Genomic DNA, 23,360 nt, shown 5'->3' with positions numbered 1-23,360 from the left:
TCTCTCCTTTTCTACATTAATGAGTAATTAAAAGATTATTTCTTCGTATTCAGATTACTTCGCTTGTATCCGTACAGTGCGTAGATTACCAGTCCTATTGCAACCCAGATTGCGAAGCCTATCCAAGTCTCCTGACCCAGATTATACATTAAGTACCCGCAGGCTGCCGCACTTAGGAGTGGAATCAGAGGAACCCAGGGAACGCGGAATCCTCTTCTGAGATCTGTCTTCGTACGGCGAAGCATAATGACCCCGAGAGACACAACCAGGAAGGCAAATAAGGTGCCGATACTGGTCAGATTAGCCAGCCGGTCCAGTGGGACGAAGCCGGTAAGTACTGCAATAAGGCTGCCGACCATCCAAGTGCTGCGCACCGGTGTATGCGTCTTGGGGCTAACCTTGGACAAGCTCTGCGGCAGCAGCCCGTCACGCGAGATGGCGAACAGCAGCCGGGTCTGACCGAACAGCATGACCAGCAGTACGGTAGTCATCCCTGCAATAGCCCCGATAGAGATCAGTCCGGCAATCATATTCTGGCCAACGAAACGCAGAGCAAAGGACACCGGATCACTGACATTCAAGCTATGATAAGGCACAATGCCAGTCAGAACCAGGGAAACTGCGATATAGAGGACCGTACAAATAGCCAGGGATGAGATAATCCCAATCGGTAGGTCACGCTGAGGACGCTTCACCTCTTCTGCGGCTGTCGAGATGGCATCAAAGCCGATATAGGCAAAAAATACAGTGGCCGCGCCATTCATCACGCCATGAATCCCAAACGGCAGGAACGGAGTCCAGTTCTCGGGCTTCACATAGAATATGCCTGTGATAATAAACAACAGCACCACACAGAGCTTAATGGCAACCATCACTGCGTTGAAGCGGGCAGTCTCCTTAACTCCGCGTGTCAGCAGATAGGAGATCAGCAGGATAATGATGACGGCGGGCAGATTGATGAATGTTCCCTTATCCGCATTATACGCTCCAGACAAAGCTGTGGGCAAATGTATCCCGAAGCCCTCCAGCAGACCCTGGAAATATCCGGACCACCCGCTGCTTACCGCTGCTGCGGCAACCCCGTATTCCAGGACAAGGTCCCAGCCGAGAACCCAGGCGAGCAATTCGCCAAATGCTACATAGCTGTAGGCATAGGCACTGCCGGATACAGGCAGGGTGGATGCAAATTCGGAGTAGCACAAGGCGGACAGCACACAGGCAATCCCCGCGATGATGAAGGACAGCACCAGTCCCGGTCCGGCATGCTCCGCAGCAGCCACACCCGTCATTACAAAGATCCCGGTGCCGATTATGGCACCAACACCGAGCATAGTCAAATCGAGTGCGCCCAGTGTCTTGCTAAGCTTCTCCGCTCCGGCATTCTGGGGAATGGCCAGCGGTTTTTTGCGGAATAAATCCATACTTCAGTTCGCTCCTGTCAAGTGGTTGAGTGGATAACAGAAAAATCGTTGTTAGCTTACCCTATTTCGGGTAATGGATGAAAAACGGATAGCTTGAAAACACTATTCCTAGCGATTATGATGGATAAGATTGGACAGCAAGTGGAATGGCTCTGCCTTCCTTATACTACCAAAATACAAATGCTGGAGGAGATTTAACATGGCCCCATTTAAGCCCAATCGTGTTGTAGTCATCGGTACCGGTGCAGTCGGAACCACTACAGCCTATACGCTGCTGCTGCGTAAGCGCATGCCCGAGCTTGTACTGATCGATGTGAACCACCAGAAGGCGCTTGGTGAAGCGCTGGATATGAACCATGGTATGCCTTTTGTAGGAGGCGTGAAGCTTTGGGCCGGTACCTATGAGGATTGCCGCGAAGCCGACATTATTATCGTCACTGCCGGAGCCTCCCAGAAGCCTGGTGAAACCCGGATCGACCTGCTCCGCAAGAACATCTCGATCTTCAAAGATATCATCCAGAAAATCACGAAATACAACCAGCACGCGATCCTGCTGATTGCGACCAATCCGGTCGATATCCTGGCGTACGCCACCCTGAAGATCAGCGGCTTCGACCGCAGACGGGTTATCGGCTCAGGAACGGTACTGGACAGCGCCCGCTTCCGTTACCTGATCGGGAAACACAAGGAGATTGACCCGCGCAGCATCCATGGACAGATCATCGGGGAGCATGGCGATTCCGAGCTGCCGGTCTGGAGTCTCGCCAATGTCGCCGGGATTGATCTGGGCTTCGATGAAGCCGAACGCAAAGAAATCTTCGAGGATACGAAGAATGCCGCTTACGAGATTATCGATGCCAAGGGATCGACCTCCTACGCCATCGCGCTTGCACTGGACCGCATTGTAGCGTCCATCCTGAACAATGAAGGCTCCGTTCTGAATGTATCTACACTACTGAACAACTACAACGGCGTCTCCGATGTGTTCCTCGGCGCTCCGTGTGTTGTGGACCGCTCCGGTGTGCGTGAGGTGCTTGATCTTCCGCTCAGCGAAGAAGAACAGAGCTTATTCCAGCAGTCCGCTGACAAGCTCAAGAGTGAAATTACCAAGCTGGAGCTATAATTCCAGCCGGAACGAGCCGGCCGCCAATCCGCAGGGATTGGCGGCCTTTTTTTGAAATCTAAGCATCCAAGCATTTACAAGCCGCGAAGACGCGTTAAGCGGCTAAAGCGAATGTTGCGGTTGATTTCTCATCTCCATTTTTCCCTTTCTCATGGTAGCAATTCATAGACAAGTTGTCATCCTAAAAAAGCACATTCCATGTAATTTATGCGTTAGGGTATGAACAAAAGTTCATAGTTCAATTGATATGAATACTAGACAGGCCGATTACAGGCTGCCGCTCAGCTTATCAGCACTGCTGATTTGCAGTCGGGACATCGCCTCTTCCTTCTCCCGGCTCGTGATATGGGTATAGACTGTAGTTGTCTGAATGGAAGAGTGACCCAGCAGCTCCTGCACCGTCCGCAGATCCGCGCCCTTGCGCAGCAGCATAGTGGCGAACGAATGCCGCAGCTTATGGCTCGAATAGGCACGCTGCTGGGAAGAGGGCAGCTCACTCTGGAAGCGGCTGAAGGTATCCGCAGCAATGCCCTGAATTCCCCGGATCGACAGTCTGCGACCCTTCTGCGAGATGAACATGGCCTCTTCTTTGCTGCGCCAAGGAACCAGCCGGTCCGTAATCGCCTGATCGAGATACGGGGCTACATCCTCGGGAACCGGTATGCCCCGCCATTTGCGCCCTTTGCCGAAGACCCGCAGCGTACGCCGGTCTACATTATAATCACTCAGATTCAGCGTATGTACTTCCCCTACCCGCAGCCCCATATAGGACATAAGCAGGAAGACCGCCAGATTGCGGCTTCTATACTTGCCGTCCACCGCCGAGAGGAACCGCTCCAGCTCTTGCTCCTCCAGATAGACCGGCTCACGGTTTTTGTCAGTTTTGGATTTCTTGATCCCTGCCGCCGGGTTAATAGATAACAGCTCCAGCTCGGACAGTGCCTTGAACAGACAGTTAACCGAGGCATGCTTGCGGTTACGGGTGGCATCGCTGACTCCCCGCTCACGGACCGAGGTCAGATAGGACACCACATGCAGCTTCTTAACCGTTCCCAGCTCCTTGCCGTTCAGATGGTCCAGGAATTCCCGCACATCCGCAAGGTAGGATTTCTGGGTATGTGCTGTATAACCGGCATCCTTCATCCAGATCAGGAAGGCCTCCAGCTCTTCTTCGTATGTTCGTTCCAGCTCATTCATGATCTGTCCCCCTCCCTCTTAAGTACAACTATTATATCATTCCTCCGCAGTAGCTTCCCTCCATCCGGCAGCATGCTTCTCTACCATTCTGAGGAATTCGCTGAGCGCAGGAGACTTCCATTTCTTGTTATGGTAAGCGATCTGGGTGGCCACCCGCTGCGACTGGTCATTCCAGTTCAGCCGGCCCAGCTTGCCTTCCGCCAGCTCGCGCTTCACCGTAATCTGCGGCAGAAAAGAGAGACCGAGTCCGGCCATCACGCACTGCTTGATCGCTTCAATGCTCCAGAACTCCAGATTCGGATCAGGAAAGACACCGTGGCTGTTCAAATGACGTTCAAACAAGGTGCGGTAGGTGCAGCCCGCTTCGGTATGCAGAATCGTTACGTTCTTCAGCTGATGCGGCTCCACTTCAGCAAGCTCCAGCAGCGGGTGATCCAGCGGAGCCACCAGAGCCATGGCTTCATGGATCAGCGTCTCACAGTGCATATCCTTATACTCTGTTTCCGGCTGCAGCAGGAAGGCCAGATCCAGCTCCCCGGAGCGGATGAACTCGGTCAGCTCCCAGCAGGCCCCCGGCTTAAGGGTAATCTGCACCTGCGGATAACGGCTGCGGAAATCCTTGATTATTCCGGGAAGCCGGAAAGCCGCCAGGGATTCCGGTGCGCCAATCCGCAGTGAACCGGCGATTTCGGTCTCAGACCGGAGGGCATTCTCAGCCATCGTGTGCATCTTGGAGATTTCCTGGGCATACGGCAGCAGGCGGCGGCCTGCATCGGTAAGCATAATCTTTTTGCTGATCCGGTCGAACAGGGGCTGCCCCAGCTCTGCTTCCAGAGCCTGAATCTGTGCGGTAATGCTGGACTGGGCATAATCCAGCTTCTGCGCAGCGCGGGTGAAGCTGCCCGTCTCTACCACAACGAGAAAGGTGAACAGATGCTTCGATTCCATAGCAGACCTTCCTTTGATCCATCGGTTTTTTGAATGGATGTTATTTGATAATTCCGTTTTTCCAATGGATCTATTATCTGATACTCTAGAACTAAATACAAGGAAAGCGGGATTATACATATGAAGAAACACATCTCGTTACAACGTACTATCGGCATGCCTCAGGCCGTTGCCTTATACATCGGGGCTGTCCTCGGTTCGGGGGTATTAATTGTCCCCGGACTGGCAGCCGAGATGGCTGGCCCGGCTTCGCTGCTGGCCTGGGGCTTCATGACCCTGCTCATTCTTCCGCTTGCCTTATCCATGGGCCTGCTCTCTGCCAAGTTCCCTAACGCCGGGGGCGTCTCCCACTTCGTTACTCTAGCCTTCGGGCCGAAGGCTGGGGCCCTTGTCGGCTGGTTCTTCCTGCTGTCTGTTCCGATCGGTGCGCCAGTCGCCGCATTGACCGGTGCAGGATACATGACCGCAGCGATGGGCTGGGGCGATCCGGCCAGAATCGCCCTTGCCGCCGGGATGCTGGTCATTGGACTCCTAACGAACTGGATCGGCATGCAGGTCGCCGGTAAAGTGCAAATTGCTGTGGTGATCGCTATTGTTGCCGTACTGGTCTTCTCTTTTGCCGCTGCGCTTCCAAGGATGGAGCGTGCTCACTTCACTCCGTTTGCGCCGCATGGCTGGATGAGTGTCGGGCAGGCGGCAGCAATCCTCTTCTGGTGCTTCATCGGCTGGGAAGCCGTCTCGCATCTGTCGGAAGAGTTCAAGGAACCTGAACGGGCTGCGGTTAAGGGTGTGACCATCGCGGCCATCATTGTTGGTGTCCTGTATTTCCTCTCGGCACTTGCTACCGTAGGTACGCAGAGCTATCTGCACGGCGGGGCAGATAGCTCCCTGCTATGGATCATCAGCCAGCCGCTGGGGGCATGGGGCGGCTTCATCGCCGGACTCACCGGTCTCTTCATCTGCACGGCGACGATCATTGCCTATGCAGGTGCGGCTTCACGCGTGGCTTATGCCTTGTCCCGGCAAGGTTATGCTCCGGGCTGGATGGGCCTTGTATCCAATCGTTATCAGACGCCTGTGGGGGCCATCGGCTTCCTGGCGCTCTGCTTCACCTTGATATTATCGCTCTACGGCAGCGGGGCGCTCTCGATAACCACACTGATCACCTTCCCCAACGCTACCTTCATTCTTACCTATATTGGGGGTTGTGCCGCCGGAATCCGCCTTCTGCGCGGCAGCCGTGCAGGCGTAACGATCAGTTGGATTTCTTTTGCCGCCACACTGGCCGTGTTCCCGTTCACAGGCTGGGCAATTCTCTACCCGCTGCTGATTACAGTGTTGTTTGCCGGAGTGGATTATTGGAGATCCGGGGCAAGGCGTGTGGGGAAGCGGTGAGGGGGACTTTAGTGCTACATTACTCCTTCATAAGAATTCACATAAGGGGATCGCACTCGAGGCTTGGTCGTCGCTGCGGTGAACATTTGGCCCTCCGGCCACTGTTGTATTTGGATTTCCTGATTATAACCGCTCCTCGCGGTAGAAATCCAAACCAAGCTTATGCTTACGATGCGAGCTTTCCTGCGGAAAGCTTTCAGGAGGACGCTATCGCTCCTCCAGTTCCAAATTTCCCCTCCACTTCTTTTTGCTTTTCGTTAATTTCTTAAGTGCATTAAACAAAGTCACCTGTGGTCTGTGCTTCCAGCCCTTGTACCTGGAAGCTTGCATATTGTGTTCGGTTTTTCGCCTATATTTGGCCTGCCCGCCTCCGCACTACCCAATGTGTTCGGTTTTTCGCCTACATTTGGCCTGCACGCCTCCGCACTGCCCAATGTGTTCGTAAAATTCTTCTACAACCGCAAACAGGCCACGCCATCCATAACAGGACGGCGCGGCCTTTCTTTTATAAGCGTTGAATTTCAGCAGCTATTTGGTCCACTGAACCGGAATCCCCAGACGGAATTGTTGTATATCCTCTGGATATGAGAAGTACCGGGCCATAATCTCAAGCTTATCGGAGGGCTGTACGGGCGGGAAAACCAGCTTAAATGCCAGTTTATCCCGGCTAATCCGCACCGGCTGTCCTGTTTGTGTGATTGGCTGATTTTGTCCTTGCCGTAAGGTTAGCTCGGTTAACTGGCTCATCACCTGACTGGCCTCATAGTATACAACCGTCTGCTTCTCCTCATAATCAACAGCCGTAACTGTAACCGTTCCTCCCTGAATTCCTCTCAAAGTTAGAGGATATGATCCATTCAGACTCTGGCGATCTTCATGTAATTTAATTTGCGAATTCCCTAGTCTCCCAGAGACGATCAGTGTCATATATTCCGGCTTGGGGTTCAGCTCGGTCAGCGGCGAGAAATTGAAATAATAGTAATCAGCAGTCGCCCCATCTCCACCTTGATTCATATATAAGGTTCCAATATCATCTTCGAGCATTACATTAAGCCATGTATCAGGATACCTGTTCATCACAATAACTTGCGAAGTTACAGGACCCAGGGTCAGCTTGTCTACAGTGTAAAGTGATTTATCGTATATGAAATCCAGATTTTTGGGATAGACGGTAGTGCTCAGCGCGTTACTCTTAGCCCTATCTAGCAGGACAGATAAATCCCAGTTCCCCCTCGTCGTCCCTATGCAGTCGATACTCATATTTAATCTTAGCTGATCAGGCAGATCCTTATCCCCGAAGCTTAGACGGGTTGTACCTACGAAGGTATGGTCTCCTGTAATTGTGAAGTCATGGGTTGATATCGTTTGTGGATGATGCCCTACAAAATTAAGCTTATAGAAGACTGCCGCTTCTTTGCCGGTAATAGGCTCTGACGTTGACGGATAGGTTACCTCATAATTTAGCACCAATGATATACCATCGTAATATTCCTCTACCAGATGGAAGGTTATTCCTTGATCTGCAATGACCGCACCTGTCGGACTGCTTAGATGCTTCTCTTCAATGGACTTCAATCCCTCTCGATCCCCACCTTTAGCATACAAATAATCGAAGAACGGAATGACGCGCAGCGCCTCTGCAACCTGGGGCGAGATGAATCCGATCCCGGTAATGGATCCGACTGTAACAGCCAGTGCAGCTGTGGCGCCGATGACCCACTTCCTGTACGATGATAACCGGTGTCTGTCTCTTGGGGCTTTCCCTACTCCTCCAGTATGTAGCTGCCACAATTCATCAAAATCAACAGAAGAAGGCATACTGTGTATCATGTGTTCAGCTTCCTTTTGTAATTGTGCGGTTACTGCTCCGGATTCAACATCCAGCCTGTCCTTAGCTGTCGTCATTTAAGTCCCTCCTTCATCATCAGCACACCGGGGTCAAGCTCGCCGCATTCTCTCAGCTTGCGCAGTGCCGCATGAAGCCTGGATTTGCAGGTTCCCAGCGGAATGCTCAATACCTCTGCGGTCTCTGGCAGCGATAATCCCGCATAATAGTGCAGGGTGATTACTTCGCGCAGCTTCGCGGACAGACGGCTGACCGCCTGCCATAATTCCAGCTGATTCTCACTATGCAGGGCAAAGCTCTCGGCGGAGTGCTCTTTTCCCTCTATAGTGACGCCTGCCAGGAGTTGTATCCAGGTCTTCCTGCGTAACAGATTACGGGACGTATTGACGGCAATCCGGTACAGCCAAGGCCGAAGCGGCCTGGAGGGATCGTACAAATGATATTTTGCAAAGGCACGCAGAAAAGTCTCCTGGGTAATATCATCGGCCAGCACCCGCTGCTTGGTCATCATAAGCGCAATGCCATAAATATAAGCAGAGTGTGCTTCAAACATATCCTTGGCCTGCTGTTCTGTGATGGGATAATCCTTCACGCTCGCTTCCCTCCCTTTCTTACTGGATATACGCTTTGAACCGGGCCATCCGTTCGATTTACGTTTCAGAAACTTGTCAGGCGGTTATGGATGAGGAGAGCTTGACCTAATCTGCTAGAAGAAGGAGACTGTAACCTATGTCTGATCATAAAAGAGTTATTCTTGAACCAGCAGCTCAGAAATTCGCCGATGATAATGCCAAGCCTCCCTTCCTGCCCGATCTGGGTCCGGAAAAAGGCCGCGAAACGGTCAACACCGTTCAGGCTGGCGATATCGAAAAACCCGAGGCAGATCTTCAGGATCTGACCGTAGCAGGCGGCCCCGGCGGTGAAGTGAAGGTCCGCATTGTCCGTCCGGTAGGCACCTCCGGCACTTCCTTGCCGGTCATTCTCTACATTCATGGAGCAGGCTGGGTATTCGGCAACAGTCACACGCATGACCGGCTCATCCGCGAGCTGACTGTGGGTACGGGCGCCGCGGTGGTATTCCCGGAATACAGCCTGTCCCCGGAAGCCAAATATCCTACGGCCATTGAAGAAATCTACGCAGTCCTGGAATGGATTGCTAGTGAAGGCTCCACGTACGGACTGGATGCATCCAGGATGAGTGTCGCCGGGGACAGTGTCGGCGGTAACATGACTGCTGCCATCACCCTAATGGCCAAAGAACGCAGCGGTCCGGCCATCTCTAAGCAATTACTTTTCTATCCGGTTACAGATGCTTCCTTCGATACCGAATCGTATCATCAGTTCGCAGAAGGATATTTCCTCCAGCGCGAAGGCATGAAATGGTTCTGGGATCAATATACCACCGATCCTGAGGAGCGGGCACAGATTACGGCCTCTCCGCTGCGCGCCAGTCTGGACCAGCTTAGCGGTCTGCCGGAAGCCCTGATTATCACAGGTGAAGCCGATGTGCTTCGTGATGAAGGAGAGGCCTATGCGAATAAGCTTCGCGAAGCAGGCGTTCCCGTTACGGCTGTACGCTTCCAGGGCATTATCCACGATTTCGTGATGCTTAACGCGCTGGCAGACACTAAGGCTAACCAAGGAGCTTTGCTGCTGGCAACGGCTTGGTTGAAGCACTAAGTCCCTGGAATATAACTATGTAAAAATAAAGCAAGCCCGTACCGGAGAATTCCAGTGCGGGCTTGCTTACATATATGAGGTTGCCGGAACCGGCAGCAGTGCGGTTTAGACTACCTGCCTCAAACCAACCTGCGGTCCATCTATTTCCGCTGGGAATAGAACTCCGCTGCTTTGATCAGCATATCCTTCAGTGAACCGAAGGAAGTAGTCTTCGCTACATGCTCATCAAGCTGATCCGACGGGAGCGATTTTATCTCCTCTGCTGATCCGGCAGAGAAACCCCCTTTTTGCAGCAGATCCTTCAAGGACTCGAACGGAGTGAACTTTTGCAGAAAAGAACTAGATAGCAGTTGCTCCAGCGGCAGCTTCTGCAGCAGTTGCTCGACAGGCAGCTTGTCTAGCGGTAATTTCTGCAGCAGCTCGTAGGCACGGCCTTCTTTGAGGGAACCGACTACTCCTTGTATTTTATCGCCTAATCCTCCAATGTTAAATCCCATAAGGTCAACCTCCTGAAAATCTGTAGTTGATCCTTATTACCCCGAATTCAGATCAGCGAATTACATTGGTTGACATAATGTTAATTATGTTGCTCAATGGCACTTCTCACATCTTACATCCTCATCTCCCCGAACGCAGAAACTTCCCGATCCTCCGGGCAGCTTCCAGCAGACGTTCTTCCTCCTCTACCAGTGCAATTCGCACATACCCTTCCCCCTGGCTGCCAAAAGCATCTCCCGGAATGACCGCTACACCGGTTCTCAGCAGTAGGTCATGCGCGAAGCGGCGTGAACTTCCGGCCTCTCCTGTACTTCCATAGGCAACTGGTAGCCTCGCCCAAATAAACATAGTAGCTTCCGGCGAGGGCACCGCCCACCCTTCAAGATGCAGCGCCTCTACCACAAGATTCCGCCGCCGCTCATACAGCTCAGCCACCCCTTGGTCCGGCCCGGAGATCATCGCTTGCTCCAGCGCCACAACCGCCGCTTCTTGAATCGGCTCGAAGACGCCGTAATCGACATTGCTTTTCAGCTCCCGCAGCGCCCCGACGGCCTGAGCATTGCCCGTCATGAAGCCGATGCGGCAGCCGGCCATGTTGAAGCTTTTGGAGAAGGAATGAAATTCAACGGCGGTGTCCCGCGCCCCAGGTACCTGGAGAATGCTGATCGGCCGGTATCCATCGAAGCCCATCTCTGAATACGCCAGATCATGCACGACCAGCACCTCCCACTTACGGGCAAGCTCCACGAGCCGCTCCATATAAGCCAGATCCACAGTAACCGAAATCGGATTGCCGGGAAAGCTGAGCAGGATAAAAGATGCTTCGCGCCAGACCTCATCAGGAATTCGCTCCAGATCCGGCCGGAACGCATTCTCCTCCAGGAGTGGCAGCGGCCAAGACTTAACCCCTGCAATTGCGAGCGCCCCTGAATAAATGGGATAACCGGGGTCCGGCACAATCGCCAGATCACCGGGATTGCAGATGGCCAGGGCCAGATGCGCCAGCCCGTCCTGCGAACCCATCAGGGACACCATTTCCTCCTCCGGGTCTACCTCCGCGCCAAATCGCCACTGCATCCATCTCGCCGCCTGATTGCGCAGCGCTGTACTCCCTTTGGATGACGGATAGGCATAGCTGTCCTCCCGCAGTACTGCTTGACTTAATGCCTGACGGATCTCCGGCAGAGGCGCCCGGTCCGGACTGCCAATTCCAAGATCGATAATCTCCACTCCCGCTTGCCGGGCTTCTGACTTCCAGGCAGCCACCTCGGCAAAGATCGATGATCCCAGATGAGCCAGCTTGTCTGACCTCCATTTATGCTGCTTGCTGCTATTAATCAATGGACTCCCTCCAGCGTATGTTTTTTTAAATAGTATAGCATGGGTTCCGCAATCCGAAGAGTTGAAAGAACAGACACATTCTCTGCAACGCTCTCCACATGGGCATTAATTCCATTATTAATATATTATTCTACTAAAATCACTATATTTAAGGTGACAACTAGTGCGGGAAGTGATTTAGAAATCGATATGACGCGAAACAGCGTATAATTTATGTTATACGCTGTTTTTTGGAGGCGATTTTGTTTGTTATTAAGGAATATATGCCTCCGTCGAATCGCCGCTGCCACCCGGGCATAGGATAGAGTATTACAGATGAAAGTGGGAATATACATGTCCAAGAATAAGCGCGGTAAAGCACTTTACACTACCCCCTCCCGGGCCAGGGGCACCTGTCCGATCTGCGGGAGCACCCGGATCAAGCTTTTGTATTTCGGTAAAGGCCCGGAGGGTGAGAAGCTGACGGTCTGCAAGAAATGTGACGGCAAGCAGCAGCAAGCGGTCTGAATTAAGTTGTAAGGTTATTGCACAAAAAAACGGCCTGCTCCCCCCTTCAGGAGAGCGACCGTTTCTTTGTGCCTACTCAAACCCCGATTTCACCCACAGCTTGGAGATATCCAAAAATCCGAAGGAGCCAGGCTCCAGTCCGAACAAATTCTGACTTAATTGCGCTTTTTTATTCATGTGACAGCCATACAGGACCCAACCGTTAGCTCTCAGCTTGCCTTCGGCCAGTTCCAGTACCTCTGCCCTCTCCCCGGCGGCCTGCCGGGCGAAAGGCTTCAGCACCTCTGTGAGCTCAGATTTCTGGCTGTCCAGCAAGAGGTGATGCAGATAATTCGACTCATTGCGAAAATAATTAATCATCCCCCACTGCCAGTCATCCTCCAGTACTTCTTCGCAGATCACAAGATCCGCTTGGTTTATCAGGTCCGGCAGGTCATATTCGGATACGGGGCACAGCTCAAGCAGTAGCCCAATCTTCCTGCAGCGCTCCTGCAGCCATAAAGCCTCATCCCGCTCCTCTTGGTGGGTGCGGTAGGCCAGCTTCACCGCCTCTCCTTTGTATCCGTCTGCCTCAAGCAGTGCCCGTGCTTCCTCCAATAGCGGCTCTTCGAACTCCCGCTTACTACTCTGCCAGGGAAGGAAGCTGTCTGCCGGCATAATCCGGTTGCCTCCCAGCTCACGGATCAGAGCAAGCTGATTATAGAGGATACGCATGGCCTGCCGGAGCGCGGGATGATGGTGTATGCCTTCTTTTCTAAAATTAAACAGAATGTATCTGCACCCGACAGCCGGATAATCGATATTGTGACTCCTCCCGTCCTCCGCTGCCGGTAAGCTGTTCAGGCTGGTACTGGCATGGGTCAGCTGATATTGACGTACCCCCGAGGCCAAATGCGGTAGGTACCAGATCTCGACCCGGTCCAGCAAAGGGCGTATTCCATAGTAGAGATCGTAAGCGCTGAGCACAAGCACATCCTGGCTCAGATCCACTACCTGATAGGGCCCCGTGCCGACCGGATTCGCTGCGAAATCCATATCATACGGAACAATCGACATATAGATCGAGCTGAACAGATGAAGGAAGAAGAAATTAGGCTGCACCAGATCGAACCGTATAACGTAGTCCCCCTCCAGCTCCACATGAATGATATCCTCAAAATGACAGATCGCCGGACTTTTAAGCCCGATCAGACGCTGCAGGGTTTCTTTTACATCCCGGGAAGTCATCATGCGGCCGTGGTGGAATCGCACCCCCTTGCGCAGATAGAACAGGTAGCTTGTACTGCTCTCGTTCGCCTCCCACGTGTGGGCCAGCCCCGGCAGGAAAATCTCGTTCTGTGCATCATAGGTAATCAGGGTACTGCAAATATGCCCCAGCAAATAGGTCTCAAAAGCGGTGTATACGGTGGCCGGGTCCAGCTTCTCCATCGCACGGTTACGGGAGATTCGGAGCACCTCCTGCCCGGATGTGGAGCCGGGTTCGCTCCAGAAGCCCATTTGCTTATCGAGAACCGCCAGCAGGCGTTCTTTGAGCGGCTCGTTAACCGGGTATTGACCAATCAATTCGATGGCAGGCTTAATCCGGCCTTTGCTGACCAGCTCCTGAAATCTCTCCTCCAGTACCTCATCTATATGACGCAAAAAAGTCATCTGCGAGCGATTTCCTCTCCCTCTTCCGGGTATCCAGGCAATTAGCTGCTGCTCCTCCAGCTTCCGCAGAATAAACTTCACATTGCGCGGTGTGCAGCACAGGATACCGGTCAACTGCTCAATCGTCACTGGAACCGGCTGCTGGAGGTTATATGCCGGAGCCAAGGCTGCGGCCAAACAGAGATAATGCGTGCTGCTGGTGTCCATATGATCAAGCTCCTTTTAAAAGGTGAAAAGTGGCATATGATTCTTACACTTTTATTTCCCCCTTTGTTCTATACAATTATACATAATCATTCGATAAGAAGCATGCTTCAAATTCAAACTATTGATTAGGAGACAGGGATTCAAATGAAACAACATCTGCGCCATATTCACCCGCTGGCCTGGACCATCATCATCGGAACGATGTTCGGACGGCTGGTTACTTCAATGAGCATTCCTTTTCTCTCTATTTATCTCACGCAGGTGCTTGGCGCATCCGCTACCCAGACCGGGTTCACTGTGGCCGTCAGCTCGCTGGCAGGGGTAATGATCAGCTTCTACGGCGGTTATATCTCGGATGTGATCGGGCGCCGGATCGTCATGCTGGTCTCCGTGTTCGGCTGGGCCTGCGTATTCTTCGGCTTCGCCGCAGCACAGCATTTATGGGTGTTTTTCTTGGTGAACACGCTCAACGGACTGTGCCGCGCCGTATTTGAACCAACTTCACGGGCATTGTTGTCGGATATCACCCCTCCAGATCAAAAATTACTGGTCTACAACCTGCGGTATGCTGCGATCAATCTGGGCGTGGTCTTCGGACCGATTATCGGCCTCCAGCTCGGCTCCGCCAAGTCCACCTTCCCGTTCGTGATCGCAGGGATCGTCTATATCGCCTATGGACTTGTTCTGTTCCTGCAATTCTCGGTGCACCGTGCCAGCCTGCCTGTTCATGGAAAAGCCCAGACCCCGAAGCTGCTTGATGCGCTCGCGGTTACCGGAAGAGATAAGGTATTTCTGCCCGTTCTGCTGGGAACCATCTTCTGCGTCCTTGGGTACGGCCACTTTGGCTCAACGCTGGCTCAGTATCTGGCGATGAATCCACACTTCAGCAATGGCGCACAGGTCTTCTCTTACATGTTGTCGCTAAATGCCGTAACAGTGCTGGTCGTGCAGTATCCGATAGTGCGCATAGCCAGAAAATTCCCGCCGCTGATTCCGCTGATTCTGGGCAATGTCTTTGTAGCGCTTAGTCTGCTACTGTTCGGGATGCCCGGAGGGGTGCCCCTGCTGATGTTCAGCGTGGTCCTGTTCACTGTCGGGGAGGTCCTGCTCTTCACGATGATGGATATGCTGATCGACCGGATCGCCAAGCCGGAATGGAAAGGCACCTATTTCGGCACGATTGGCTTCAATAATATAGGCAGCGTCATGGCGCCTATTCTTGGAGGACTGCTGCTGGATCAGTTCGGCGCTCTGAACGGGCCCGCTGTGTTCGTACCGCTTGCGCTGTCCACGGCGCTCGGCCTTCCTTTCCTGATTACCGCGCATAAAAGACTCCGCATCCGCGAGCTTGCTGAAGTAAGTGCGCAGCGTGAGCTTGGTGCTTGAGCTATTTGAGACGAAAATAAACCCCAGACCTGCTGTAAAGCGGGTTTGGGGTTTATTAGTGTATACTTATCATTGTTTTTAGATTTTTTGATCGTCTCTAATAGTCAATTGGTTAACATAACATTTGTTATGTCGTGAAATGATAATTATACTGCAACTAAAGCGCCCACGAACCCTCCCAGTGCCCAATGTAATCGGTTTTTCGACTACCTTCCCGCTCCGCAGCTCTATAATACTACCCCATCCCGCTTCAGCTGCTCCTGCAGCTGAAGGATATCGAGCGCCTGCGGCTTCACCCCTGCGGCCGCCGCGAGCGCCGCAGCTGTTCCGGCCGCCTGGCCCGTGGCCATGCAGCTTGGCGTCAGCCGGGTCGTGGCCAGCGCTTCGTGCGAGGTCGAGATGCATCTGCCTGCAGCCAGCAGATTGGACACATTGGCGGATAGCAGACAGCCGTACGGAATATCGTAAGCGCCGTCTCCGGCGATGAAGGAAGCCGTTACCCCCTTGCCGGACGGATCGTGAATGTCGATCGGGTAGCCGCTGCGGGCAATGACATCACTGAACTTCCGGCCTTCTACGACATCTTCTTGGGTTAGCAGGTAATGCCCTTTGATCCGCCGCGATTCGCGGATGCCGATCTGCGGCGCAACCGCTGAGATTGAGGCCCGTTCGAAGCCCGGAACATCGCGCTTCAGAAACTCGGCCATGAGCAGCACCTGCTTGCGGCCCTCCTGTTCCGCCAAGGTCAGATCTTCCGCATTCGTTGCGTCCAGCCCCTGGACACGGGTGCAGTTGATCAGCACCTCATCGTCTGCCGGACCGGCAAAGAACAAGACCTGATCGCGGTTAATCGGCACCTCTGCCCGCTTCCATTGCGAGTAGAATCCGCTTACTCCGGTGAGCGGCAGGTCCGGCAGTTCAGCGATCGGTGTTTTGCTGTAGAACTCTTCGGGATGGCTGATCATATACGCTTTGACCTTGTGCAAATCAACGCCGCGCATTCTGAACTTCATCGTCATCGGCTGGGAACGGTTATCCCCCTCCCGGCCTTGCAGCGTTTCAGCCCCGGACAGCTTCGCTACGTCGGCATCTCCGCTGCAATCCACGAAGATACGCCCCGTTACAGGCGTACGCCCGGATTTATTGGTCACCACGACATGTTCAATCGCGCCGTCACTGACCAGCACCTCATCCACAAAGCTGTGCAGAAGCAGCTTCACCCCAGCTTCATGCAGCATATCTGTAGCTACCACTTGATAAATCTCAGGATGGTACGGCGTCAACGTATGCACGAAGCCTACCGTATCCCGGAGATGGCCCGGCGAACCGCCGTTTGCCTGCAGCCGGTCTACAATTTCCTGAGCGATGCCCTTGATCACCTGCTCGCCGCTATCGGTGTGAAAGGTCATCCAAGGATAGACCATAGCAGCGGTGGACATCCCGCCCACGAACCCGTAACGTTCAATGAGCACGGTCTGTGCACCCAGCCGTCCGGCGGCGATGGCCGCCGTGATTCCTGCCGGGCCGCCCCCCACGACAACGACATCTGCCTCTATTGCAGGATTCATATCATCCACTCCTTTATGTGTGCTATTCCTTCAGCCCTGTCATGGCTACGCCCTCGATGAACCGCTTCTGCGCCAGGAAGAAGACGATCAGCAGCGGCACGGTTGCCATGACGGTAGCGCTCATCAGATAATGCCAGGAAGTGCCCACTTCATCTGTAAACAACGATAATCCCAGCGGCAAGGTCATCAGCTCACGGGTATTAATGAAAATAAGCGGGTCGAAGAACTCATTCCAGATGGACACGAACGTGAAGATCGTCAGTGTCGCCATGCCGGGACGGGCAATCGGCAGCATAATTGTCCAGTAAATGCGGAACCGGCTGCAGCCGTCAATCATCGCCGCCTCCTCAAGCTCCGTAGGTACAGTAATGAAGAATTGCCGCATGACGAAGATTCCGAACACGCCGCTTGCGCCGAAGATCGGCAGCAGAATCAGCGGCAGATGCGTGTCAATCCAGCCCAGGTCGCGCATGAACAGAAACATCGGGATCGCCGTCACTTCATGCGGGATCATCATCGCGCTGAGCAGCACCAGAAACACGGCATTTCTGCCTGTGAAGGGAATTTTGGCAAACGCATAACCGGCCAGCGAAGCGAAAAATACCGTTCCCGCCACGACGACAAACGAGATATAGACACTGTTAAAATAGAAGCGGTGAAACGGGATCAGTGTAAAGACATCCACATAATTCTGAAACTGGAATACCGGCGGAATCAGCTGCGGCGGGTAGGTGAAAATATCCTGCGGCCGTTTGAAGGAAGTGGACAGCATCCACAGAAACGGAACAAGCATAATCAGCGATACCGCCGTTAATGCAGCATACACTCCTGCTACAGACAGCCTTTTGCTGGTGTTAGGCGTCGCCTTCATTGAATACCCACCTCTTTCGCAGCTGCCACTGCAGCAGAGTCAAGATCAACACGACAAAGAACAACACAAATGCCAGCGCCGAAGCGTAGCCCATTTGGAACAGCTTGAACGCTTTTTCCCAAATGTAGTAGACCAGTACCTTGGTGCTGTTACTCGGTCCGCCCTGGGTCATGACGTAGATCTGGCCGAACACCTTTAGCGAGCCGATTACGGTCATCACTACAGTCAGAAATACGGTGGGCGTAATCATAGGCAGGGTCACGTTGAAAAAGGTTTTGGTCTTGCCCGCCCCGTCCAGCTCAGCCGCCTCATATAACGAACGCGATACCTGCTGGATCGCAGCGATGAAGAGCACCATATTTAGGCCCACGTTCTTCAGTACACTTGTCACAATAACGGCTGGCATCGCCAGTCTCTCATCATACAGCCAGGCGGCTCCTTTAATGTTGAACAACATCAGCAGCTGATTGATCAGCCCGGAATCGGTGGCGAACATGTACTTCCAGACGATGGACCAGACGATTAGCGAAGTCATTACGGGAACGAAGATCGCGGTACGGAAGATGCCGATGCCCTTTAAGCTCCGGGATAACAGCAGCGCCAGCATCAGAGCCAGCACAATGTTAAACGGCACCAGTCCCAGCGTGAAATAAGCTGTGTTGCCGAAGACCTTCCAGAACAGCGGGTCCACCGCAATATCCTTGTAATTATCCAGACCGACAAACCGGTGCTCGCCAAGCAGCGGCCAGTCATTTAGGCTCATATAGAGCGCTTTCCCCATCGGAAATAACAATAATAACGTGAAACCAAGCAGCATTGGCGATATAAAAAGCCATCCGGTCACCTGTGCCTCGCGGGCAAGCGGACCCTTGTTTCGTCTCTTGACCTTTCTGTTCATGCCGGAATTCACCGCCCCCTAGCTCAATTTGTCTATTGCACCACGGAACCAGCTAACCGCACGCCGCAGCTCATCTTCTGTCTTGCCCGTCACCACCGCACCTAACATGATCGCTTTCACTCCCGCGTGCTGCAAGGACGGTATATCTCCAGTGACCAGTTTGCGTTGGGAAGGCACCAGCACGGGAAGACCGGAATGGTCAGCCAGATACCGGTATTTCAGCAGATCTGCGAAGCTAAGACCCGTACCGTATTCACTGCCGGGCACAATTGAAGCTTCAAGCGCCGTGATCCCGAATTGCGCCCCTGCCTGAACCTGACTAAGATCATAGGTGTCATTAATGGCAAAGGTCCGGTCCAATCCATGGTCCTCCAGCATAAAGGACGGCAGATGATGGGCATAGATCGAATAGAAATCGAACCCGAGCGGAGCAAGCCGCCTAATCTCTTCTTCCGCCACACCTTCTAAGCTGCCTGAGGGCACTACCCCCAAGGGACCGTCAAAGGAAGAGCGGATCTCGCTAAAAATGTCTTCATAGCCCTCAAGCGGACCGAAATGCGTACCACTGGCCCGGTGGCCGACATTAAAATGAACCTTCAGAGCATCCGCGCCTTCCTCAAGCGCTGCCTTCGCCAATCTCACATCGTTGGCAGGAAGGCTGACGAACAAGGACAGGCCGCTTTGCTCCAATCTTTGCTTCAATTTACCCATGGTTTTCGCTCCCTTGCCGGGCGGTCCGTCAAGCGGGATGCTCCATGGTCCCGCACACCGGTTGACGGCCCTTGCCCGGAGTCTTATTTCAAAATGGCCTCGACATCGGTCTGCATCTGCTTCATGTTGTCCTTGGCGGACGCGGACCTGCCGAACAGGCGGTCAAAGCCTTGCAGCACCGCATTGTCGATATCCTGCCAGCGGATGTGGCCCGGAATGATGCGCGCCTTCGGCATTTCATCGATAACCGCTTGCACGATGTGCTCAGCTGGCGGGTTGTTCGGCTGTTTCAGGAACGCATCGGAACTCAGCACAGATGTGCGCGGAGGTACGAAATAGGTGGAGGTCGCCTCAATGCCTGACTGGCTGGCGAACAGCTTGAGCAGCTTTTTGGCTTCCTCTGGATGCTTGCTGTCCTTGAACAGCGTATAGCCTGCTTGGCCCAGCATCGGAACACTGCCTGCGGAGCCGGACGGCATCGGAGCAATGCTCCATTCAAACCCTTTAATGTCACGCGCTTTCGAGACATAGCTGTAGTTGTCGAAGAACATGCCCAGATTCCCTGCGTCGAAGCTGATCTGCTCGCCTGCTTTCGGGTGGGATTCGTCCTCATACATCATCCGCTCCAGCAGCTCCATGGTCTCCACGCCGTACTGGTCATTCCAGGTGAACGCGGTCAGATCCTCATTGAACGGGCCGCTTCCATAAGACCACGCGTACGAAGATAGAATCGCCCAGGTCTTCCAGTCACGGAAGAAATTCGCGCCATATACCCGGCCCCCAGCGTCTTTGACAGCAATTGCTTTGGCCGATTCCTCAAAGGTCTTCCAGGTCCATTTCCCTTCGGAGGCCAGCGTATTCGGGTCTGTCAGGTTCGCCTTGTCGAACAATGTCTTGTTGTAGAACATGACCACCGGCGGTGTTGAGAACGGCAGGCCCAGCAATTGATCCCCGTCCCGGAACAAGTCTAGTGTGCTCGGAATATAATCGTCCAGGTTAAAGGAAGCATCGTCTTTGAAGGAGGAGACATCCGCCAGAATACCGTTAGCCTTGAACTGCGGGATCATCCGCTCCGATACCCAGGCGATATCCGGAAGGGATTTCCCTGCGGCCAGCACCGATATTTTCTGCTGATAATCCGTGAATGGCACCGAATCCATAGTCACCTTAATGCCCGGATTGTCTGCTTCGAATTGGCTGATCAGCTTGTTGTACACATCCATATGCCCTTGATTGCCCCACATTAGAAACTTTAACTCCACATCTTCCTGTTTCCCGGGACTCTCGGCATTTCCGCTTGCTGCGGGCTTGGCACAACCTGCCGTCAAGCCCAGCAGCATGGCTGAAAGAAGCACTGCTCCTGCTTTTTTCATGAATATCCCCCTTTGATATGTTAGTTTTAATGACTCTTTTAGTATAAAGGAGACGTATTCGGTGTAGAAATCATCCAAAATACAGGAATGGTTCGTTATATTTATGTTTTACGTTAGAATAACTAACATTTCATTCATGACTATTAAATTGATTGCGGTATTCTCCACCCGTCATCCCCGTCTGCTGCTTGAATACCAGCATGAAATGCTTTGGGCTTTGATGGCCGGATAACCGGGCGACATCATATATTTTGAGCTGGGTATGGCTGAGCAGCCATTTCGCACGTTCCATCCGGGAATCGGTTACATAGTCTGAATAATTGCAGCCCGCCTCTCCCTTGAACAGCTGGCTCAAATACGTAGCGTTCAGATTGACATGGGAAGCTACCGTCTGCAGCCGCAGATCACCGTCAATATGCAGTCTGACATATTCCTTAACATCCCGTATAATCTTGCGTGTATCTCCTCCGCTCTCCACCCGCAGCGGGCCTGGCGTCTGTTCCAGAGAAGTTATGCCATGACGCTTATCGAGCAGCAGCCGTGCTTTTTCCATCACGCTAACCAGCTCATGGCGTTCTACGGGCTTTAGCAGGTAATGAAGAACTCCGTATTCTATGGCTTTTTGAGCATATTCAAATTCGCCGTATCCGCTCACAATAATGACCAGCAGCCCGGGATACATCGACTTCACCTTTTCGGCCAGCGCCAGTCCGTCCATTTCCTTCATACGGATATCGGTAATCATTACGTCCGGCAGCTCGGACTTTAAGTACAGGAGCGCCTCCCGTCCGCCCGGCATTTCAGCGGTCACCTCGAAAAAGGGTGCCGACCTGCTAATTAGCTCGCGCATCCCTTGTCTAATCACGATCTCGTCCTCTACGAGCAGCACTTTATACATCCTCTTCTCCCCCTGATTCCGGTATCGTTATCGTAATAGTCACGGCCAGCCCTTGTCCCGGACTTCCGTCAACCGTGAGGCTCCCTCCTTCTCCGTACAGCAGCTTGATCCGCTGGCCGATATTGCGCAGCCCCAGACTCTCCTCCTCGCTGCGCCGGAGCGAATCCATGGAAGGATCTTGTTCGATCTCCCGGTTCAGCGCCGTGAGTTCCTCCTCCTCTAAGCCGTTCCCGTCGTCACGCACCGTAATCAATAGCTCGTTGTCAAAACGCAGCGCTGACACCCAGATCGTGCCTTCTTCGCGTCCGGCGATCCCGTGATCGATGGCATTCTCCACCAGCGGCTGAATGGTGAGCTTCGGAATGCGTAGATGCTGCACTTCCTCTTCAATCTCGTTATGCACCGTCAGCTTACCGCCGAAACGAATTTGCTGGATACGGACGTAAGAGTCTACGAACGCGATTTCCTCTCCCAGCGACACGAGCCGGCCGGCCTTGTCAATCGTATAGCGAAGCAGCTTGCCCAGTGCGGATACCATATCCGATACCTCATCATGCCTGTGCTGGACGGCCATCATATTGATCGATTCCAGCGTATTATAGATAAAATGCGGGTTAATCTGACTCTGCAGGGCGGACAGCTCAGCCTCCTTCTCCCGGAGTCCAATAACGAGCACCTCATGAAACAGGCGGTTGATTTCGTCCATCATCTTGTTAAATCCGCGCCCGAGCTGCCCGAATTCATCTCCCCCCAGCGGACTGACCCGCATGTTGAAATCACCCCGCTCCACCCTGGACATATTGCTCTTGAGCTCTACCAGAGGGAGGGTAATCCGGTACGATACCGCATAAGCGAGCAGCAGCACCGTCACCAGGCAAAAGAGAGCAAGCCATAACGTGAAAATCATCATCGCACGCGATTCCTTCAGCATGACTCCAATGGGGGTCAGACCGATGACGGACAAGCCCGAATATGGGGACTTATGGCTGACAAACAAATAATCTGTGCCTCCCAGCCTCTCCCGCTCCCCGCCATGCAGGTCCTTGATCCGCCCGGAGCCCATAAGCTCGCCGTAGGCCGACTGCCCGTTATCCGGCTTTTGCTCATACAGCAAGCGCTGGTCTCCGTCGATGATCATCAGGTTCGTAGACTCTTCAATCTTCAGCTTAGAGAAGACGGAGCCGAAGGCTGACTGCTTAGCGTCGATGAGTATGTAACCCAGACGCCTCAGTGTTCTGGGTTCCTTGATCACCCTGGCTACCGAAATATAGGCTGAGGGGTCGGTTCCGGCATAATAAGAGGGATGATGCGGAGGAAGAATGATCCACTCGCCGTCCGACTGCTCCAAGGCGCTGAACCATTCGTCATGCCTGCCGTCCCATGAGGTGTTGACCGCCAGCGGCTCCACGTTGGAGAACAGGGTTCCGCTGTTGCTCAGCAGGTGAATGCCCCGGATTTCCGGGCGGTCGTACGCCTGTGCGGAGGTATATAGCTTCATTTTCTGATAATCATCAGACAGCGCCCATGTGCCTGAGCCCATAGGACCATCGTATTTAGCCAGAATAGATAACACCTGCTCGTCATACAGAGGCATCAGCGACAACCGCTCCAGATCCTTCAGCAGCCTGTCCAGATTGGCGTTGGCCTGTCCGGCGACATCCACCGTATATTGCTTTGTTTTCTCGTTTAAGGTGGAGGAGAAATGACGGTACGTCACCATCCCCTGCACACTTAACGGCAGCAGCGTAAGCATGGTGAACAAGAGCAGCAGTCTGGTACGCATTTTACTTCTTCTCAACCGTAGGATCAGCCTCCGCAGCATCTCATGTCCTCCTTTTGTCA

The 23,360-nt window shown here is 53.3% G+C and carries 20 protein-coding genes; 5 read left to right on the top strand and 15 right to left on the bottom strand.

What is annotated here, in order from left to right; genetic code table 11:
• Positions 1–35: 35 nt before the first annotated feature.
• The gene (locus tag MHH78_RS18750; protein ID WP_341168388.1) at positions 36–1,421 is read right to left on the bottom strand and encodes an APC family permease; all 1,386 of its coding nucleotides are present in this window, start codon (positions 1,419–1,421) and stop codon (positions 36–38) included.
• A 199-nt stretch (positions 1,422–1,620) separates the two neighbouring features.
• On the opposite strand from MHH78_RS18750, the gene MHH78_RS18745 reads away from it, so the two are divergent.
• Complete coding sequence (locus MHH78_RS18745) at positions 1,621–2,544, top strand: L-lactate dehydrogenase (RefSeq protein WP_036726543.1); 924 nt, start codon at positions 1,621–1,623, stop codon at positions 2,542–2,544.
• 267 nt (positions 2,545–2,811) lie between these two features.
• Here MHH78_RS18745 and MHH78_RS18740 read toward each other — a convergent pair whose 3' ends face one another.
• Positions 2,812–3,741 carry a tyrosine-type recombinase/integrase gene (locus tag MHH78_RS18740; RefSeq protein WP_341168387.1) on the bottom strand — a complete coding sequence of 310 codons (930 nt, stop codon included), beginning with the start codon at positions 3,739–3,741 and terminating at the stop codon, positions 2,812–2,814.
• Positions 3,742–3,777: 36 nt separating this feature from the next.
• Positions 3,778–4,689, bottom strand: a complete 912-nt coding sequence (locus MHH78_RS18735) for a LysR family transcriptional regulator (RefSeq protein WP_076079283.1) — start codon at positions 4,687–4,689, stop codon at positions 3,778–3,780.
• A gap of 120 nt (positions 4,690–4,809) precedes the next feature.
• On the opposite strand from MHH78_RS18735, the gene MHH78_RS18730 reads away from it, so the two are divergent.
• A complete protein-coding gene (locus MHH78_RS18730) occupies positions 4,810–6,084 on the top strand; it encodes an APC family permease (protein WP_341168386.1) in 1,275 nt (424 codons plus the stop codon).
• A 528-nt stretch (positions 6,085–6,612) separates the two neighbouring features.
• On the opposite strand, the gene MHH78_RS18725 is transcribed toward MHH78_RS18730, so the two are convergent.
• Entirely contained in the window at positions 6,613–7,989 is a 1,377-nt protein-coding gene (locus tag MHH78_RS18725; RefSeq protein ID WP_341168385.1) for a DUF4179 domain-containing protein, read from the bottom strand.
• Positions 7,986–8,522: an RNA polymerase sigma factor gene (locus MHH78_RS18720; RefSeq protein ID WP_341168384.1), complete on the bottom strand. Its 537-nt coding sequence runs from the start codon at positions 8,520–8,522 to the stop codon at positions 7,986–7,988. Before MHH78_RS18720 ends, MHH78_RS18725 begins: the two co-directional genes overlap by 4 nt.
• 137 nt (positions 8,523–8,659) lie before the next feature.
• Here MHH78_RS18720 and MHH78_RS18715 point away from each other — a divergent pair, with 137 nt between their 5' ends.
• The gene (locus tag MHH78_RS18715) at positions 8,660–9,610 is read left to right on the top strand and encodes an alpha/beta hydrolase (RefSeq protein WP_341168383.1); all 951 of its coding nucleotides are present in this window, start codon (positions 8,660–8,662) and stop codon (positions 9,608–9,610) included.
• Positions 9,611–9,750: 140 nt separating this feature from the next.
• On the opposite strand, the gene MHH78_RS18710 is transcribed toward MHH78_RS18715, so the two are convergent.
• Both MHH78_RS18710 and MHH78_RS18705 read right to left on the bottom strand, forming a co-directional pair.
• Positions 9,751–10,107: a hypothetical protein gene (locus MHH78_RS18710; protein WP_051478104.1), complete on the bottom strand. Its 357-nt coding sequence runs from the start codon at positions 10,105–10,107 to the stop codon at positions 9,751–9,753.
• A gap of 121 nt (positions 10,108–10,228) precedes the next feature.
• Positions 10,229–11,449: an aminotransferase class I/II-fold pyridoxal phosphate-dependent enzyme gene (locus MHH78_RS18705; protein WP_341168382.1), complete on the bottom strand. Its 1,221-nt coding sequence runs from the start codon at positions 11,447–11,449 to the stop codon at positions 10,229–10,231.
• Between the two features lie 333 nt (positions 11,450–11,782).
• On the opposite strand from MHH78_RS18705, the gene MHH78_RS18700 reads away from it, so the two are divergent.
• Positions 11,783–11,956, top strand: coding sequence for a hypothetical protein (locus MHH78_RS18700; protein ID WP_200869554.1), 174 nt, complete (start codon positions 11,783–11,785; stop codon positions 11,954–11,956).
• A 72-nt stretch (positions 11,957–12,028) separates the two neighbouring features.
• On the opposite strand, the gene MHH78_RS18695 is transcribed toward MHH78_RS18700, so the two are convergent.
• Entirely contained in the window at positions 12,029–13,813 is a 1,785-nt protein-coding gene (locus MHH78_RS18695; RefSeq protein WP_341168381.1) for an ABC transporter substrate-binding protein, read from the bottom strand.
• A gap of 144 nt (positions 13,814–13,957) precedes the next feature.
• On the opposite strand from MHH78_RS18695, the gene MHH78_RS18690 reads away from it, so the two are divergent.
• Positions 13,958–15,199, top strand: a complete 1,242-nt coding sequence (locus MHH78_RS18690) for an MDR family MFS transporter (RefSeq protein WP_076079289.1) — start codon at positions 13,958–13,960, stop codon at positions 15,197–15,199.
• 227 nt (positions 15,200–15,426) lie between these two features.
• Here MHH78_RS18690 and MHH78_RS18685 read toward each other — a convergent pair whose 3' ends face one another.
• From MHH78_RS18685 to MHH78_RS18655, 7 genes are all read right to left on the bottom strand, one after another.
• The gene (locus tag MHH78_RS18685) at positions 15,427–16,776 is read right to left on the bottom strand and encodes an FAD-dependent oxidoreductase (protein WP_341168380.1); all 1,350 of its coding nucleotides are present in this window, start codon (positions 16,774–16,776) and stop codon (positions 15,427–15,429) included.
• Between the two features lie 13 nt (positions 16,777–16,789).
• Positions 16,790–17,638 carry a carbohydrate ABC transporter permease gene (locus tag MHH78_RS18680; protein ID WP_209873783.1) on the bottom strand — a complete coding sequence of 283 codons (849 nt, stop codon included), beginning with the start codon at positions 17,636–17,638 and terminating at the stop codon, positions 16,790–16,792.
• The gene (locus MHH78_RS18675; protein WP_076079292.1) at positions 17,622–18,536 is read right to left on the bottom strand and encodes a carbohydrate ABC transporter permease; all 915 of its coding nucleotides are present in this window, start codon (positions 18,534–18,536) and stop codon (positions 17,622–17,624) included. Before MHH78_RS18675 ends, MHH78_RS18680 begins: the two co-directional genes overlap by 17 nt.
• A gap of 18 nt (positions 18,537–18,554) precedes the next feature.
• Positions 18,555–19,247, bottom strand: coding sequence for a hypothetical protein (locus tag MHH78_RS18670; protein WP_341168379.1), 693 nt, complete (start codon positions 19,245–19,247; stop codon positions 18,555–18,557).
• An 83-nt stretch (positions 19,248–19,330) separates the two neighbouring features.
• The gene (locus tag MHH78_RS18665; protein WP_341168378.1) at positions 19,331–20,620 is read right to left on the bottom strand and encodes an ABC transporter substrate-binding protein; all 1,290 of its coding nucleotides are present in this window, start codon (positions 20,618–20,620) and stop codon (positions 19,331–19,333) included.
• Between the two features lie 130 nt (positions 20,621–20,750).
• On the bottom strand, positions 20,751–21,518 hold the full coding sequence (locus tag MHH78_RS18660; RefSeq protein WP_341168377.1) for a response regulator transcription factor: 768 nt from the start codon (positions 21,516–21,518) through the stop codon (positions 20,751–20,753).
• Complete coding sequence (locus MHH78_RS18655; protein ID WP_341168376.1) at positions 21,511–23,316, bottom strand: cache domain-containing sensor histidine kinase; 1,806 nt, start codon at positions 23,314–23,316, stop codon at positions 21,511–21,513. Before MHH78_RS18655 ends, MHH78_RS18660 begins: the two co-directional genes overlap by 8 nt.
• Between the last annotated feature and the right edge of the window lie 44 nt (positions 23,317–23,360).

Origin of the sequence: Paenibacillus sp. FSL H3-0333 (assembly GCF_038002805.1) — a bacterium.
GTDB lineage: Bacteria > Bacillota > Bacilli > Paenibacillales > Paenibacillaceae > Paenibacillus_AQ > Paenibacillus_AQ silagei.
The sequence above is the reverse complement of the archived record's forward strand: the minus strand, read 5'-3'. Positions and strand labels throughout refer to the sequence as shown.

What these genes read in the sequence shown, in the direction of transcription:
- MHH78_RS18740 (WP_341168387.1), bottom strand. Translation starts at nt 3,741, where the DNA reads ATGAATGAGCTGGAACGAACATACGAAGAAGAGCTGGAGGCCTTCCTG.
- MHH78_RS18730 (WP_341168386.1), top strand. Translation starts at nt 4,810, where the DNA reads ATGAAGAAACACATCTCGTTACAACGTACTATCGGCATGCCTCAGGCC.
- MHH78_RS18700 (WP_200869554.1), top strand. Translation starts at nt 11,783, where the DNA reads ATGTCCAAGAATAAGCGCGGTAAAGCACTTTACACTACCCCCTCCCGG.
- MHH78_RS18675 (WP_076079292.1), bottom strand. Translation starts at nt 18,536, where the DNA reads ATGAACAGAAAGGTCAAGAGACGAAACAAGGGTCCGCTTGCCCGCGAG.
- MHH78_RS18745 (WP_036726543.1), top strand. Translation starts at nt 1,621, where the DNA reads ATGGCCCCATTTAAGCCCAATCGTGTTGTAGTCATCGGTACCGGTGCA.
- MHH78_RS18710 (WP_051478104.1), bottom strand. Translation starts at nt 10,107, where the DNA reads ATGGGATTTAACATTGGAGGATTAGGCGATAAAATACAAGGAGTAGTC.
- MHH78_RS18750 (WP_341168388.1), bottom strand. Translation starts at nt 1,421, where the DNA reads ATGGATTTATTCCGCAAAAAACCGCTGGCCATTCCCCAGAATGCCGGA.
- MHH78_RS18670 (WP_341168379.1), bottom strand. Translation starts at nt 19,247, where the DNA reads ATGGGTAAATTGAAGCAAAGATTGGAGCAAAGCGGCCTGTCCTTGTTC.
- MHH78_RS18680 (WP_209873783.1), bottom strand. Translation starts at nt 17,638, where the DNA reads ATGAAGGCGACGCCTAACACCAGCAAAAGGCTGTCTGTAGCAGGAGTG.
- MHH78_RS18695 (WP_341168381.1), bottom strand. Translation starts at nt 13,813, where the DNA reads ATGGACACCAGCAGCACGCATTATCTCTGTTTGGCCGCAGCCTTGGCT.
- MHH78_RS18725 (WP_341168385.1), bottom strand. Translation starts at nt 7,989, where the DNA reads ATGACGACAGCTAAGGACAGGCTGGATGTTGAATCCGGAGCAGTAACC.
- MHH78_RS18735 (WP_076079283.1), bottom strand. Translation starts at nt 4,689, where the DNA reads ATGGAATCGAAGCATCTGTTCACCTTTCTCGTTGTGGTAGAGACGGGC.
- MHH78_RS18715 (WP_341168383.1), top strand. Translation starts at nt 8,660, where the DNA reads ATGTCTGATCATAAAAGAGTTATTCTTGAACCAGCAGCTCAGAAATTC.
- MHH78_RS18690 (WP_076079289.1), top strand. Translation starts at nt 13,958, where the DNA reads ATGAAACAACATCTGCGCCATATTCACCCGCTGGCCTGGACCATCATC.
- MHH78_RS18660 (WP_341168377.1), bottom strand. Translation starts at nt 21,518, where the DNA reads ATGTATAAAGTGCTGCTCGTAGAGGACGAGATCGTGATTAGACAAGGG.
- MHH78_RS18665 (WP_341168378.1), bottom strand. Translation starts at nt 20,620, where the DNA reads ATGAAAAAAGCAGGAGCAGTGCTTCTTTCAGCCATGCTGCTGGGCTTG.